Origin of the sequence: Herbaspirillum sp. 1130 (genome assembly GCF_017833835.1) — a bacterium.
Classification (GTDB): domain Bacteria; phylum Pseudomonadota; class Gammaproteobacteria; order Burkholderiales; family Burkholderiaceae_D; genus Herbaspirillum; species Herbaspirillum huttiense.
The window spans coordinates 462,810-476,219 of record NZ_JAFICQ010000005.1 but is presented as its reverse complement, the minus strand read 5'-3'; the positions used below and the strand labels follow the sequence as shown (position 1 = coordinate 476,219).

15 protein-coding genes are annotated in these 13,410 nt (G+C 63.0%); 5 read left to right on the top strand and 10 right to left on the bottom strand.

Annotation, left to right across the window (positions count from 1 at the left end; translation table 11 throughout):
- Nucleotides 1-2: 2 nt before the first annotated feature.
- The 5 genes from JOD78_RS23645 to JOD78_RS23625 form a co-directional block, all read right to left on the bottom strand.
- Nucleotides 3-536, bottom strand: a complete 534-nt coding sequence (locus JOD78_RS23645) for a F0F1 ATP synthase subunit delta (protein ID WP_034330982.1) — start codon at nucleotides 534-536, stop codon at nucleotides 3-5.
- Nucleotide 537: 1 nt separating this feature from the next.
- Nucleotides 538-1,008, bottom strand: coding sequence for a F0F1 ATP synthase subunit B (locus JOD78_RS23640; protein WP_034330984.1), 471 nt, complete (start codon nucleotides 1,006-1,008; stop codon nucleotides 538-540).
- Nucleotides 1,009-1,082: 74 nt separating this feature from the next.
- The gene (gene atpE, locus JOD78_RS23635; RefSeq protein ID WP_006461334.1) at nucleotides 1,083-1,328 is read right to left on the bottom strand and encodes a F0F1 ATP synthase subunit C; all 246 of its coding nucleotides are present in this window, start codon (nucleotides 1,326-1,328) and stop codon (nucleotides 1,083-1,085) included.
- 76 nt (nucleotides 1,329-1,404) lie between these two features.
- Nucleotides 1,405-2,226 carry a F0F1 ATP synthase subunit A gene (gene atpB, locus JOD78_RS23630; protein ID WP_039783516.1) on the bottom strand — a complete coding sequence of 274 codons (822 nt, stop codon included), beginning with the start codon at nucleotides 2,224-2,226 and terminating at the stop codon, nucleotides 1,405-1,407.
- A complete protein-coding gene (locus tag JOD78_RS23625; RefSeq protein ID WP_039783514.1) occupies nucleotides 2,223-2,567 on the bottom strand; it encodes an ATP synthase subunit I in 345 nt (114 codons plus the stop codon). Before JOD78_RS23625 ends, atpB begins: the two co-directional genes overlap by 4 nt.
- On the opposite strand from JOD78_RS23625, the gene JOD78_RS23620 reads away from it, so the two are divergent.
- On the top strand, nucleotides 2,554-2,901 hold the full coding sequence (locus tag JOD78_RS23620) for a hypothetical protein (RefSeq protein ID WP_204726947.1): 348 nt from the start codon (nucleotides 2,554-2,556) through the stop codon (nucleotides 2,899-2,901). The two genes, JOD78_RS23625 and JOD78_RS23620, sit on opposite strands and share 14 nt — an antisense overlap.
- A 269-nt stretch (nucleotides 2,902-3,170) precedes the next feature.
- Here JOD78_RS23620 and JOD78_RS23615 read toward each other — a convergent pair whose 3' ends face one another.
- The gene (locus JOD78_RS23615; RefSeq protein WP_209570058.1) at nucleotides 3,171-4,652 is read right to left on the bottom strand and encodes an HD domain-containing phosphohydrolase; all 1,482 of its coding nucleotides are present in this window, start codon (nucleotides 4,650-4,652) and stop codon (nucleotides 3,171-3,173) included.
- 207 nt (nucleotides 4,653-4,859) lie between these two features.
- Here JOD78_RS23615 and JOD78_RS23610 point away from each other — a divergent pair, with 207 nt between their 5' ends.
- The 4 genes from JOD78_RS23610 to rfbD all read left to right on the top strand — a co-directional run bounded on the left by JOD78_RS23610 (nucleotide 4,860) and on the right by rfbD (nucleotide 8,961).
- The gene (locus JOD78_RS23610) at nucleotides 4,860-5,645 is read left to right on the top strand and encodes an alpha/beta hydrolase (RefSeq protein WP_121040752.1); all 786 of its coding nucleotides are present in this window, start codon (nucleotides 4,860-4,862) and stop codon (nucleotides 5,643-5,645) included.
- Between the two features lie 240 nt (nucleotides 5,646-5,885).
- Entirely contained in the window at nucleotides 5,886-6,962 is a 1,077-nt protein-coding gene (gene rfbG / locus JOD78_RS23605; protein WP_209570070.1) for a CDP-glucose 4,6-dehydratase, read from the top strand.
- Nucleotides 6,963-6,996: 34 nt separating this feature from the next.
- Complete coding sequence (galE, locus tag JOD78_RS23600; RefSeq protein ID WP_121040756.1) at nucleotides 6,997-8,007, top strand: UDP-glucose 4-epimerase GalE; 1,011 nt, start codon at nucleotides 6,997-6,999, stop codon at nucleotides 8,005-8,007.
- 3 nt (nucleotides 8,008-8,010) lie between these two features.
- Nucleotides 8,011-8,961, top strand: coding sequence for a dTDP-4-dehydrorhamnose reductase (gene rfbD / locus JOD78_RS23595; RefSeq protein ID WP_134137053.1), 951 nt, complete (start codon nucleotides 8,011-8,013; stop codon nucleotides 8,959-8,961).
- A gap of 41 nt (nucleotides 8,962-9,002) precedes the next feature.
- Here the strand turns inward: rfbD and JOD78_RS23590 are convergent, their stop codons facing one another.
- From JOD78_RS23590 to rfbF, 4 genes are read right to left on the bottom strand one after another with little or no spacing between them, the layout of a single operon-like run.
- Nucleotides 9,003-10,709 carry a hypothetical protein gene (locus JOD78_RS23590; RefSeq protein ID WP_209570056.1) on the bottom strand — a complete coding sequence of 569 codons (1,707 nt, stop codon included), beginning with the start codon at nucleotides 10,707-10,709 and terminating at the stop codon, nucleotides 9,003-9,005.
- A gap of 11 nt (nucleotides 10,710-10,720) precedes the next feature.
- Nucleotides 10,721-11,944 carry a class I SAM-dependent methyltransferase gene (locus tag JOD78_RS23585; protein WP_134137055.1) on the bottom strand — a complete coding sequence of 408 codons (1,224 nt, stop codon included), beginning with the start codon at nucleotides 11,942-11,944 and terminating at the stop codon, nucleotides 10,721-10,723.
- Nucleotides 11,941-12,498: a dTDP-4-dehydrorhamnose 3,5-epimerase family protein gene (locus JOD78_RS23580; RefSeq protein ID WP_209570054.1), complete on the bottom strand. Its 558-nt coding sequence runs from the start codon at nucleotides 12,496-12,498 to the stop codon at nucleotides 11,941-11,943. The genes JOD78_RS23585 and JOD78_RS23580 overlap by 4 nt, the downstream gene beginning before the upstream one ends.
- A gap of 28 nt (nucleotides 12,499-12,526) precedes the next feature.
- Entirely contained in the window at nucleotides 12,527-13,306 is a 780-nt protein-coding gene (gene rfbF, locus JOD78_RS23575) for a glucose-1-phosphate cytidylyltransferase (protein WP_121040765.1), read from the bottom strand.
- Nucleotides 13,307-13,410 lie beyond the last annotated feature (104 nt).

Sequence of the window (13,410 nt, the reverse complement as noted above, 5' to 3'; positions counted from 1 at the left end):
ACTTACGCGGCCAGAGCAGCTTGCAGCTGCTGCAGCTTCGCGCGCACGGAGGTATCGAACACTTCGTCGCCGACCACGACGCGCACACCGCCAATCAGACTGCTGTCGACCGTCACGGAGGGGTTCAGCTTGCGGCCGAACTTCTTCTCCAGTGCCGAGACCACATCCTTGACCTGGGCATCGCTGAGCTCAAAGGCGCTCACGATGTTGGCATCAGCCGAACCTTCCGCCGTGTTCTTGAGCACGTGGAATTGTTCGGCGATCTGCGGCAGCAGGACCAGGCGGCCGTTGTCGACCAGCGTCTTGACGAAATTCTGCGCCTCGACGGACAGCGGGGTCTTCAGGGCAGCGGCAAACACTTCTGCCAGCTTGTCATGCGATACGGAAGGGTTCTGCGCCAGGGCCTGCACCTCGGGATGCGCCGCCACCTGGGCCATCTCGTCGACGAGATCGGACCAGGCTGCCAGGCTGCCTGCCTTGGCCACACGGAACAAGGCTTCGGCGTAAGGACGAGCGATCGTTGCGAGTTCGGCCATATTACAGCTCTGTCTTCAGTTGATTCAGCAAGTCGGCGTGAGCAGCCGCATTCACTTCGCGCTTGAGGATCTGTTCCGCGCCCTTGACGGCGAGCGTTGCGACCTGGCCGCGCAGTTCTTCACGTGCCTGGTTCACTTGCTGTTGAGCGTCGGCACGGGCAGCGGCGATGATGCGGGCAGCTTCTTCAGCGGCCGTCTTCTTGGCTTCTTCAATGATCAGCTGAGCGCGCTTTTCGGCTTCGCCGATGCGCTTCTGGCCTTCATCACGTGCCGATGCCAGTTCGCCCTGGATACGCTTTTCGGCGGCGGCCAGATCGGCCTTACCGCGGTCAGCGGCTGCCAGCCCGTCCGCAATCTTCTTGGCGCGTTCATCGAGCGCCTTAATCAACGGCGGCCACACGAATTTCATCGTGAAGCCGGCGAGGATGAAGAAGACCACGAACTGTGCAATCAATGTTGCATTTAAGTTCACGGTAATTTCCTTCTCAGAATAACGAGTGCCGGAACCAATCGTCCGGCAGATGAGAATCGGCTATGAAGCGCGAATTACTTGGCGATGAACGGATTTGCGAATGCGAACAGCATGGCGATACCAACGCCGATCAGGAAGGCCGCGTCGATCAGGCCAGCCAGCAGGAACATCTTGGTTTGCAGGGTGTTCATCAGTTCAGGCTGACGTGCGGATGCTTCGAGGTACTTACCGCCCATGATCGCGATACCGATACAAGCGCCGATAGCACCCAGGCCAATGATCAAACCGCAAGCCAGAGCAACGAAAGAGACATCAGTCATGACAATTCCTTAAGAAAAGTTAAATTAAATACAAAACCAAAAAACAAACTGAAAAACAGGTACTGCAAGCCTTGTGTTAGTGCGCTTCGTGCGCCTGGCCCAGGTAAACCAGTGTCAACATCATGAAGATGAATGCTTGGAGCAACACGATCAGGATGTGGAAAATTGCCCAGATAGAACCGGCGATCACATGGCCGATGAAGCCGAATGCGGTCGCGGTCGATCCCAGCAATGCGATCAGCAGGAACAACAGTTCGCCTGCATACATGTTGCCGAACAGTCGCATGCCCAGGGACACGGTCTTGGCGGCGAATTCGATGATGTTCAGCAGCAGGTTGAACGGCGCCAGCCAGATGCCGAAGGGTGCTGCAAACAGTTCGTGGATGAAGCCGCCTGCGCCCTTGATCTTGACGCTGTAATACAGCATCAGGGCCAGCACGCCCAGGGCGATGCCCAGGGTGCCGTTGAGGTCGGCGGTGGGGACGATGCGGTGATGCATTTCACCCAGGCCGAACAGGCCCAGAATGCCGGAAGCCAGGTCCACCGGCAGGAAGTCCAGCGAGTTCATCAGGGCCACCCAGACGAACACGGTCAGCGCCACCGGGGCGATGAAGGTACGGTCGCCGTGGACGATGGCCTTGGACTGGTCTTCCACCATTTCGACGACCATCTCGACGAAGGCCTGGAAGCGGCCCGGCACGCCCGAGGTCGCCTTGCGGGCAGCCAGGAACATGAAGAAGCAGGCGATGACGCCACAGAACACGGACCAGAAGATGGTGTCCACGTTCAGGATGGAGAAATCGACGATCTTGGTCTGGTGCTGCGTGGAGAGGTGTCCGAGGTGGTGGACGATATATTCAGAGGCTGTCGGCGCGTGCTCTGCGGCTTCTACGGTCATGGTCGGTGTCTAAACAGTAAAATGAAATAACTCTTAAGCACCACGATGAAGCTCAGCAAAAATGCGAGCCAGTGAACACCGTGGTACAACCAAACGATCGCGCCCATGAGCGCAAAAGTCGTAGCAATCTTGATAAATTCCCCGAAGAAAAACGTCATCGGGTTGGTACCACCGGGTTTCTGCGCACTGACATGAAGTCGCAGTGCAAACAGGGCATTGGGAACGACACAGCAGACGCCTCCCAACAATGCGGACCAAAGCGCCGGAAGTCCGCCCAGCATCCCCGCCACCAGGGCAGCAATGACCGTGGTGAGGAGCTGCAAGAGAATGATGCGCAGCATATCTATCCAATATCGTGCATGCGCCGCACCCTTTACGAGCAGACGGCAGCTTAAAAGCCCGGCGATTATAAAGGTTCGTTTTCCGGTAAGTCAAACCTTTTGCAGCCAGATCAAGGGCTTATCTGGGGCACTTCGCGGCGAGTTGTGGCAAATAAGCAGCCACTTCGATTTTTTGCAGTGCAGCACAAAAACGCCATGGCGCGTGTTTTGTCCCCTGCCCGCTTTTTGCTCCCGACGGATCTCCCCTTCTTATCCGTTTGTTCAGATTTATGCATCTCGCAGTGAATTTGCAGAAATGCATGCACAAAAGCCGGAAAAACGCGCCGGTTTTTGAAACAGCGCTCAATTTAATCAAAAACGCCCCTCGACGCCAGAGAAATATCCCGCAAATTCAATGATTTACGGAAATTTCCGGGGCGCTCGCAAACGTTTACGCAAGGCGCTGACATTTTGTCAGGAAATCGGGAGAGGTCGGACGACCGGGCTCGCTTTCAGGGACGCATGTTGCAGCACAGCGCCGCCCCGCAAAAAAGTGAGCCCGCTCACCAGACCGGTGCAGTGGTCGGACCGTTGATGCCGTAGAAATACGGCATCGGATCAAGATCAGATCAAGCCCAGGTGCAGCCCCTTGAGCGTGGCGGCAGCCCGCGTGGAGCACTGCAGTTTGCGGAAGATGCTCTCGACGTGGGTGCGCACGGTGGAGGGACTGATCTGCATGGTGCGGGCGGCTTCCTTGTTGCTCTCGCCCAGGCTGATGCGGCGCAGCACCTCGACCTCGCGCTCGGAGAGCAAGCCCTTGCGGACCGGGAGCGGAACACCCTCTCCTGCCGCTGCGGCCAGCACCCAGCGCACCGCCTCCGGATCAACGCGGCCAAGGCGGGCCTGCTCCTGCAGCACCTCCCCGGCGGCCTGCGGCGCATACGCCTCGCGCCAGGGACGGCGGGCGCACAGCGCGGCCTGGATCGACGCGGCCGCCAGGATTCGGGCTGGCAATGCCAGCATGTCGGCGTCCAGCCCCCGGAAATAACCGCTGCCATCCAGACGTTCATATAGTTGCGAGGCCAGCGCGGCCTCATGATGCAGGCCGGGAATGAGCGCGCCGGCACGGGCGGTCCAGTAGGGTGCGAGGCGAATGCGCTCCCAGTCAGCCTGGCCCGGACGGCCCTCGCGCTCCCAGATCGTGTTGGAAACCGAAGCGCGCCCGATGCCATGGATCAAGGCGGCCCGTGCCAGCCGTTCCTGTTGCTCCACAGGCAGGCCCGCCAGCACCGCTGCCCGCTGCACCAGTTCGCTGACGCGCCTGGAGTAGCCGGTCAACCACGGCAGCTTCAGTTCGATCAGGTCGGCCACGATGCTCAGGGGAACGGCGTGCATGGGCAGGTCCACCGGTATCGCTGCCGCATCGGCCTCCTCGTCCAGCGCCGCCAGCCAGTCTGCCGCCTGCGGCAGGACGCGGCTGACCAGCTCGGCCGGATACTTGATGCCGCCGTTGCGCTGCACCGCCTCCAGGGCGAACGGGATATCGTGCGACCGTGCATGAATCTCCAGATCCCCTGCCAGGCTGGTGTAATAGACCACGGCGGGCACGGCCGCGCCCTGCAGCCGCTGCGGCACGCCGCTGCCATCGTAGTGTTCCCAGACATGGCGCAGTCCGGTCTCGACCCCGCCCGGCAAACCCAGCATGCCGGCCACGTCGCCCGCCACTTCACAGTGGATGCGGGCCAGCGGCTCGACCGTCGCAAAGTTCAGGGGATGCCCCTCGGGCAAGGCTTGCCGCAGCATGGCCTCGCGTCCGCCCACATCGTCACCCAGCAGGCTGGCAAAGCCCGCCGCATTGGCAGTGCAGCCGGACCAGCGCAGCCAGGCCACCAGCTGCGCCTGCTGGATCAGGTCGGCCGAGGCACCGTCCAGCGCGGCAATGCGGGCGGCCAGGACAGCGCACCGGCGGGACTGGTGCGGCGGCTGGCCCATGCTGAGGTCGCCGACCAGTGCCAGAACCTGCACGGCAGTGCCGGCGGCGACCAGGTGGGCGGCGGGTAGCGCGGACGTGCCGGCGTCGGGAAGGGGGGAAGCGTCGGGAAGCATCCCGACACTGTAGCGGCAAGCATCCACCGGCCGCAATCAACTCTTCGGTTAATGGGCAGGCCGGTGGCAACCGGCCACAATCGCAGCGCCTTGCCGCACGCTGGCCGGGGTCGGTCAATTGACCGATACCGGCAGCGCAGCTGCATTTCTATACTGGCCTCACTGCAACACACCCTAGCCCACGCACTCTTTGAACAGGAGAACACCATGAAATCCGCTTTCCCCCGCTTCAGCTTCAAGACCACTCTCGGCATGCTGGCTCTCGCCGCCGCCTTCACCGGCAGCAGCGCGATCGCCGCCGATGCCTCGGACAAGCCGTCGGTCGTGATCGTCCACGGTGCCTTTGCCGATGGCTCCGACTGGGCCAAGGTCATCCCGCTGCTGCAAGCCAAGGGCATCAAGGTCACCGCGGTGCAGAATCCGCTGACCTCGCTGGCCGACGACGTCGCCGCCGCCAAGCGCGCCATCGACAACCAGCCGGGCAAGGTGGTGCTGGTCGGCCACTCCTGGGGTGGCACCGTGATCACCGAGGCCGGCAATCATGAGAAGGTCGCCAGCCTGGTCTATGTCGCGGCCTTCGCACCGGACGCCGGCCAGGCCACGGGCGACCTCGGCAAGGACCTGCCGGTACCGCCGGGCATCGCCAAGCTGTCGGTGGACAAGGCCGGTTTCGCCAGCCTGCCGCCGGCCGCGCTGGCCGCTGATTTCGCCCAGGACGTGCCGGCCAGGCAGGCCGCCGTGATGGCCGCAACCCAAGGTCCGATCGCCATGAAGGCCTTCGGCGACAAGGTCGAGACCGCCGCCTGGAAGACTCGTCCCAGCTGGTACATCGTCAGCACCAAGGACCGCATGATCCAGCCCGCACTGGAGCGCAGCTTTGCCAAGCAGATCAACGCAAAGACGACCGAGCTGGCCGCCAGCCACGTGCCGCAGCAATCGCGTCCGGCCGAGGTGGCCAAGGTGATTCTGGAAGCTGTGGCAGCGACCCGGTAAGCCTCCCTCCTCAGCAAAGTTCGCCGCCGGCCCGCGCCGGCGGCGCATCTCTCATTCCCTTTCCTCCTCTTCCGCCGCTGCGCAACGGCGGGAATGAAAGAAGAAAGCCTGCCTGCTTCACCCTTGCCCGGCCGCCACGCCATGGTCTAATAGGAGCCTCGTCGACACCAACGCTGCTGCGCACATGCATTCGTCCGGGTGATCTCGGCGATATTCCTCTCCCGCATTCGAGGCTGCATGATGTCGAACTTCTGGCGTGACAAACGTGTTTTCATTACCGGGCACACCGGATTCAAGGGTGGCTGGCTGAGCCTGTGGCTGCACATGATGGGCGCGAAGGTCAGCGGCTATTCGCTGCCTGCACCGACCCATCCCAGTCTGTTTGAACTGGCCCGGCTGCACGACTGCGTGCAGACCACCACCGGCGATGTGCGCGACCCGGTGCATCTGGCGCAGACCATGGCAGCCGTGCAGCCTGACGTGGTGTTTCATCTTGCGGCCCAGGCGCTGGTGCGGGACTCCTATGCCAACCCGGTGGACAACTACGCGACCAATGTCATGGGCACCGTGCACGTGCTGGAAGCCGTACGGCACACCCCCAGCGTGCGATCCGTGGTGGTGGTCACCAGCGACAAATGCTATGAGAACCGTGAATGGCTGTGGGGCTACCGCGAAGACGATCCCATGGGCGGGCATGATCCCTACAGCAGCAGCAAGGGCATCGCCGAACTGGTGACCTCGGCCTATCGCCGCTCCTTCTTTGGCGAGCGCGATGCGGGCCGCGCCGCAATCGCCAGCGTGCGGGCCGGCAATGTGATCGGCGGCGGCGACTTCGCCGCAGATCGCCTGATCCCCGATGTCATCCGCGCCCTGCAAGCGCAGACGCCGCTGAACATTCGCCACCCTGGCGCAATCCGTCCCTGGCAATTCGTGCTGGAACCGCTGTCGGGCTATCTGCAGATTGCCAGGCTTCTTTACGAAGAAGGCCCGCGCCATGCGGAAGCCTGGAATTTCGGCCCGGCCGATGCCGATCCCCGCAACGTCGGCCAGCTCTGCGAGAGCTTCAACAAGGCGCTTCGGCAACACGACATCGCGCCGCTGGACATCCGTGTTGAATCCCAAGCCCATGCCCCGCATGAAGCCCATCTGCTGCGGCTGGATATCTCCAAGGCGCGCCAGCGCCTGAACTGGACGCCCAAACTGGAATTGACCGTCGCGCTGCAGATGACCGCGCGCTGGTACGCCGCCTACCTGAACAACGATGACCTGCGCACCCTGACCGAAGAACAGATTGAGTTTTACCAGACTCTGACATAATCACGCTGTTGCCAACTTACCAAGAGAAGCTCACATGAACATCCTCGTCACCGGCGGTGCCGGCTACATCGGTTCACATACCTGCGTGGAATTGCTCAAGGCAGGCCACGAAGTGATCGTCTTCGACAATTTCTGCAACAGCAGCCCGGAGTCGGTGGCGAGAGTGCAACAGATCACCGGCCGTTCACTGGCGCTGGTCAAGGGGGACATTCGCAACCGCGATCAGCTGGAAAGCGTGCTGCGCGAGTTCAAATGCGACGCGGTCATCCATTTCGCCGGCCTGAAAGCCGTGGGCGAGTCGGTGGAAAAGCCGCTCATGTACTACGACAACAACGTGGTCGGCACCGTGCGCCTGCTGGAGGCCATGGAAGCCACGGGCGTGAAGACCATCGTCTTCTCCTCCTCGGCGACGGTCTACGGCGACCCGCAATACCTGCCGCTGACGGAATCCCATCCGCTGTCGGCCAGCAATCCGTATGGCCGCAGCAAGATCGTCATCGAAGACATGCTGCGCGATTACCATCGCGCCCATCCGGACTGGAAGATCGCCCTGCTGCGCTACTTCAACCCGGTCGGCGCGCATGAAAGCGGCATGATCGGCGAAGATCCGGGTGGCATCCCCAACAACCTGATGCCCTATGTCGCCCAGGTCGCCGTGGGCCGCCGTGAAAAACTGAGCATCTGGGGCGGCGATTATCCGACCCCGGATGGCACCGGCGTGCGCGATTTCATCCACGTAGTCGACCTGGCGACCGGCCACCTGGCCGCCCTGCAGGCACTGACCGAACCGCAATGCTTCGCGGTCAATCTCGGTACCGGCAATGGCTACAGCGTGCTGGATGTGGTCAAGGCCTATGAAAAGGCCGCCGGCAAACCCATCCCCTACACCATCGCCGCGCGGCGCCCGGGCGATATCGCCTCCTGCTATGCCGATCCGGCCGAAGCGCGCCGCAAGCTGGGCTGGGAAGCCAGGCTGGGACTGGACGCCATGTGCGCCGACTCGTGGCGCTGGCAGCAGAACAATCCGAACGGCTTCAAGCCCTGAGCCATGAAACCCATGCGCATCCTGCTCACCGGCAGCAGCGGCCAGGTCGGCAGTGAATTCCTGCGCCGCCTGCGTGTCATGCCGGCCGGCCTCGATGTGATCGCGCCCGTGCGCGGGCATCTCGACCTCACCGACGCGGATGCGCTGCGCACGGCGGTACGCGACGCCCGGCCCGATCTGATCATCCACCCGGCCGCCTACACGGCGGTGGTCAAGGCCGAGTCCGAACCTGAGCTGGCGCGTCGCATCAACACCGACGCGCCCGCCCTCCTGGCGCAGGAGGCCGCGCGGCTGGGGGCTGCCCTGATCCACTTCTCCACCGATTACGTGTTCGACGGACAGCACCCCGGTGCCTATACGGAAGACATGCCGACCCATCCGCTGAATGTCTACGGTGCCAGCAAGCGTGACGGCGAACTGGCCATCGCCGCCAGCGGCGCAGCCCACTGGATCTTGCGGACCAGCTGGGTCTACAACCGCACGGGCAACAATTTCATGAAGACGGCCATTCGCCTGGCCCAGCAGAAGGAAAGCTATACCATCGTGGGCGACCAGTTCGGGGCACCGACCTGGGCCTCCACCATTGCGGCGGTCTGCTGCCGCATGCTGGCCGGGACCGACGGCGGGCGCGAGAAAGTTGCGGCCACCAGCGGCATCTATCACCTCACCGCGCAGGGAGCCACGTCGTGGCATCGCTATGCGCAACTGGTGGCGCGCGAGCTGATGGCGCGTGGCGTCCCGGTCAAGCTCAAGGGACTGGACCAGATCACCCCGGTACCGACCTCTTCCTACCCTACGCCGCCCGAGCGTCCGCTCAATTCACGGCTGGATTGCAGCAAGCTGGAACTGCGCTTCGGCATCACCCTGCCCGCGTGGGATGAGGACGCCACGGCCTGCCTGCAGCAGATCATCGACCACTACCAGCTCGATCAGGGCAAGCTGCTCCCTGACTGAAGACGCAGGCGGTATCGGCAGCCGGGCCGTGATGAACCTGGTCAGTGGCTGGGGACGTATTTGGTCTGGTCACCACGGGTGATGAGATTGAGCTGTCCAAAGAAACGCATGTAGCCCGGATCACCGTAGCGTGCGCGCAGTTCGCGCAGGAGCAGGTAGCTGCCCAGGCGTTCAGCGCAGAATGCCCACGCGCGGGATTGATAGCCTTCGCGGCGGGTGTCGTAGTGCTGGACGCAATACCAGGTCACGGTTTCGATCTGCTCCACGGTGCGCAGCCAGAAATCGGCAGGAAACACGCCCATCTCGATGCCGCCCATGAAGAAGGTCTTCTCGTTGAAGAACAGCTCGGCCTCGCTGCGTGCGAAGACCCCCAGCTCGGTTGCGGCAGCCGCATAGCGCAACAGATCCTCGGCGTGATGCGAGACCGCGTAATGCGACAGATAGCCGGCATCCCGGCCGCTCACCTTGAACCCGCAGGTCTTGCCAACCAGGAATTCCTGCTCGCCCGGCTCCATCATCTGCTCCAGCGACAGCCGTGCGAATTCCTTGTCGGAGACCACGTCCATCATCCAGTTGTCTTCAGCAGGCACGCCGCTGATGCGCTCGCGCGAAATGAACTTGCGGTACAGGCAAACGCCCACGCGCTTGACGTGGGGGTAGTCGCGCAGGATCAGGTTGCGCAAGGCAAAGTTGCCGAGCATGCCGGCCACGATGGGGTGATAAGGGACCCATTGGGGTGCCAGGTCGCGCAGGTTGAGCGCGCCCTCATGCTGGGCCTCGCCGAGGTAGATCGGCAGCACATGATCGGGGAATTTCACCGGCAACGGCACGTGGGTCATGCAGCCAAACACCAGCTCGCCACGCGCGGCCTGGGCCGCCGCGTTATCGGGCTGCGCCAGCGTGCGCGGTGCCAGCGTCAGCGATGGCGATGGAGATGACGCAGCGGCGAGCGGTGCCGACAGCGGCGCAGGCGGCCGGGCCGGCGCGCCACTCAACTGTCCGCTGCGCAAGCTGAAACGCTGCAGATCAGCGGCGTCACCGCTGGCCGCATAGGCGTTGCGCAAGGCTTCCAGTTCTGCCAGGTCGGCAGCAGCCACGGGCAGGGCAGCCGGCATCAGCGCCGGCGGGCAATGCCATACGCGCAGTTGCTGGTCCAGTCCCAGCACCAGGGAGCCCAGGCGTGCCGCCAGCAGCGACCGTCCGGACTCGCCGGATGCTGCCTGGCGCTGCAGTGCCGCGCGCAACTCACCCGGCTCCTGCTCGGCCATCTGGAACAGGCGTTCGGCCAGATCAAACCAGGTTTGCCAGAACGCCGGCTTGGCCGCGATGAAACCGTGCGGCACATTGTTCTGCCACTGCGGCACGAAATGCAGCGGGTCCAGTTGCAAGCCCAGCGCCTGCAGGAAACGCTTGGCCAGCGCGGCGAAACCCTCCAGGTGCTGCTCCGCCTGCAGCAGCAGGTTGAGCTGGCCACAGGCCTCCAGCGGATGCGGCATGAAGGTCCAGGCGGCGGCTTGCGGATTCGCCTCGATCAGACTGCGCACGCCAGCCGCATCCAGACCGGTCTGGCCGAGAAATGCCGACGTGACGAAGGCATAGCAAGCCTCACCATCGATAGCCTGTTCATGAAAAAAGCGGCGCATGGCCAACAGATCGCCCCAAGCGTCAGGCGCAGGGGTGAGCACGTGCTGGAAGCCTGGCGCTACCGGGACGGTCGACGGAGCGAGCTGCAACAGATGAATATGCATGTTGGCCTCCCTCACCACACCTGAAGCTGCGGCACCGCGATGGCGAAGCGGCCGCCCCACGCACGGATCTCGGCCAGCTGCTGCGCGACCTCGTCCTTGATGTTCCAGGGCAGGATCAGCACCACGTCCGGTTTTTCGTCGAGCAGGCGCTGCGGGGAAACGATGGGAATATGACTGCCTGGCATGTACTTGTCCTGCTTGGAAGGTGCAGCATCGGCGACCATGGCCAGCAGATCGGGATGCACGCCGGAATAATTGAGCAGCGTGTTGCCTTTGGCAGCGGCGCCATAGGCCAGCACCTTCTTGCCGGCGCGCTTCTGCTCCAACAGGAAGGACAGCAACTGCAACTTGATCTCTTCGGCACGCGCCTGGAACCCTGCATAGCCCTCGATGCGCTCCAGCCCGGCCTCCCGCTCACGTGCCAGCATGGCCTGCACGGCCGGCGTGGCGGCGATGGCGGCATCGGCATGGCAGGCATAGATGCGCAGGCTGCCACCGTGGGTCGGCAGCTCCTCGACGTCGTAGACGCGCAGCCCCTGCGATTGCATCACGCGCTGTACCGCCACCAGCGAGAGATAGGAGAAATGCTCGTGGTAGACGGTATCGAACTGTGCCTGAGCGATCAGGTTCAACAGGTGGGGACACTCGACCGTCACCGTCCCTTGCGGTGCCAGCAGGGCACGCATGCCGCCAACGAAATCATTGATGTCCGGGACATGCGCCAGCACGTTGTTGGCGGCAATCAGGTCTGCAGCACCGTGGCTCTCGCGCAGCCGCTGGCCAAGTGCCACGCCGAAAAATTCCTCGACGATCGCAATGCCCCTGGCACGCGCGGCGTCAGCCGTGCTGGTGGTGGGCTCCACGCCCAAGCAGGGGATGCCCTTCTGCTGCACGTACTGCAGGAGATACCCATCATTGGCGGCCAGTTCGACCACCAGGGATTGCGCGTTCAGGTTCAGGCGTGCCGCAATCATGTCCACATAGCGCGCGGCATGCGCCAGCCAGGTGCTTGAGGTGGATGAGAAGTAGGCGTAATCGGTGGCAAAGAGCTGGTCGTAGTGCGTGTAATCCTCGGTCTGGACCAGCCAGCACTGGCGGCACACCATCACCTTGAGCGGATAGGTGGTTTCAGGACGACGCAGATCCTCGGCCCTCAGATAAGCGTTGGAGGGCGGTGAGAAACCCAGGTCGAGGAATGTGTCATGCAGTTCGGTCTGGCAGTGGCGGCATTTCATAGCGGTATTCCATCGAAATCGGGAGCCAGCAGCGGATGCTGGAGGTCGCGTGGCGACAGGTTCTGCGGCGGCAGCGGCCAGGCAATGGCCACGCGTGGATCATCATGGCGCACACCGCCTTCGGCATGCGGGACATAGGGAGCAGTATGCAGGTAGAGCAGCGAGCTGCCCGCTTCCAGGACCTGGAAACCGTGCGCACAGCCTTCCGGCACCAGCAGCGCGCGGTCGTCACCGGCCGCCAGCTCGACGCCGCGCCACTGCAGGAAGGTGGGCGAGCCCTTGCGCAAGTCCAGCACCACATCGAAGACGCGGCCTGCCAGGCAGCGAATCAGTTTCTTTTCCGCGTGGGGCGCATGCTGGAAGTGCATGCCGCGTACGCTGCCGGGCTCGGCCGTGAACGAATTGTTGACCTGCACGATGCGGCTGCCCTGCAATACCGGTACCAGTTCCTCGTCGCAGAACCAGCGCGCGAAGCTGCCGCGCGCGTCACCGCGTCGCACACTGGACACCACCGCCGCCCCCGCGATTCCGGTGGGCGTGATCTGCAGGTTCATGCGCACTCCCCGCGCCCGCAGGACGGGCTCAGCTCCAGGTCTTCCATCGTGCCTGGTCCTGGTCCCACATCTGGTTGAGCTGGATCTTGTCGCGCAGGGTGTCCATGCATTTCCAGAATCCGTGGTGCGGCCAGTTCAGCAGCCTTCCATCCCCTGCGATCTGCTCCAGCGGGGCGCGTTCGAAGATGGTGCCCTCGCCTTCCTTGAGGTAATCGAACACGCCCTGGCGACATACCATGAAGCCGCCGTTGATCCAGCCCAGGTCTCCCGGCGGCTTCTCGCGGAAATCGCGGATGAAGCCGGCCTCATCGGTCTGCACCATGCCGAAACGCGCCTCGGGCTGCACCGTGGTCATGGTCACCAGTGCCTGGGGATTGGCCTGGTGATGCGCCACCAGAGCGGTCACGTCGACATCGGAAACGCCATCGCCATAGGTGAGCATGAAATCGCCCTCCTTGAGATAGTCGCGGGCGGCCAGCAAACGGCCACCCGTCTGGGTCGACAGGCCGGTTTCCACCAGCGTCACTTTCCACGGCTCGGATTTGTTGCGATGGACTTCCACCCGGTTGTCGGCCAGATCGATGGTGACATCGCCCTGATGCAGAAAGTAGTTGGCGAAAAATTCCTTGATCAGGTAACCCTTGTAGCCCAGCAGGATCACGAACTCATTGAAGCCGTGCTGCGAATAACCCTTCATGATGTGCCACAGGATGGGCTTGCCACCGATCTCCACCATCGGTTTCGGACGCACATCGGTTTCTTCCCCAAGCCGCGTACCCAGACCGCCGGCGAGAATGACGACTTTCAATTTGTACCCCTAGATGAGTGATGATCCGTCAGCCATGAAAGTATTGCATCCAAAGCAACACTCTCACCAAAGATGCCTATGTTACCGGCTTTGCCAGCGGGAAC

What these genes read in the sequence shown, in the direction of transcription:
- JOD78_RS23645 (WP_034330982.1), bottom strand. Translation starts at nt 536, where the DNA reads ATGGCCGAACTCGCAACGATCGCTCGTCCTTACGCCGAAGCCTTGTTC.
- atpE (WP_006461334.1), bottom strand. Translation starts at nt 1,328, where the DNA reads ATGACTGATGTCTCTTTCGTTGCTCTGGCTTGCGGTTTGATCATTGGC.
- atpB (WP_039783516.1), bottom strand. Translation starts at nt 2,226, where the DNA reads ATGACCGTAGAAGCCGCAGAGCACGCGCCGACAGCCTCTGAATATATC.
- JOD78_RS23620 (WP_204726947.1), top strand. Translation starts at nt 2,554, where the DNA reads ATGATGCGCAGCATATCTATCCAATATCGTGCATGCGCCGCACCCTTT.
- JOD78_RS23625 (WP_039783514.1), bottom strand. Translation starts at nt 2,567, where the DNA reads ATGCTGCGCATCATTCTCTTGCAGCTCCTCACCACGGTCATTGCTGCC.
- JOD78_RS23615 (WP_209570058.1), bottom strand. Translation starts at nt 4,652, where the DNA reads ATGCTTCCCGACGCTTCCCCCCTTCCCGACGCCGGCACGTCCGCGCTA.
- JOD78_RS23610 (WP_121040752.1), top strand. Translation starts at nt 4,860, where the DNA reads ATGAAATCCGCTTTCCCCCGCTTCAGCTTCAAGACCACTCTCGGCATG.
- rfbG (WP_209570070.1), top strand. Translation starts at nt 5,886, where the DNA reads ATGTCGAACTTCTGGCGTGACAAACGTGTTTTCATTACCGGGCACACC.
- galE (WP_121040756.1), top strand. Translation starts at nt 6,997, where the DNA reads ATGAACATCCTCGTCACCGGCGGTGCCGGCTACATCGGTTCACATACC.
- rfbD (WP_134137053.1), top strand. Translation starts at nt 8,011, where the DNA reads ATGAAACCCATGCGCATCCTGCTCACCGGCAGCAGCGGCCAGGTCGGC.
- JOD78_RS23590 (WP_209570056.1), bottom strand. Translation starts at nt 10,709, where the DNA reads ATGCATATTCATCTGTTGCAGCTCGCTCCGTCGACCGTCCCGGTAGCG.
- JOD78_RS23585 (WP_134137055.1), bottom strand. Translation starts at nt 11,944, where the DNA reads ATGAAATGCCGCCACTGCCAGACCGAACTGCATGACACATTCCTCGAC.
- JOD78_RS23580 (WP_209570054.1), bottom strand. Translation starts at nt 12,498, where the DNA reads ATGAACCTGCAGATCACGCCCACCGGAATCGCGGGGGCGGCGGTGGTG.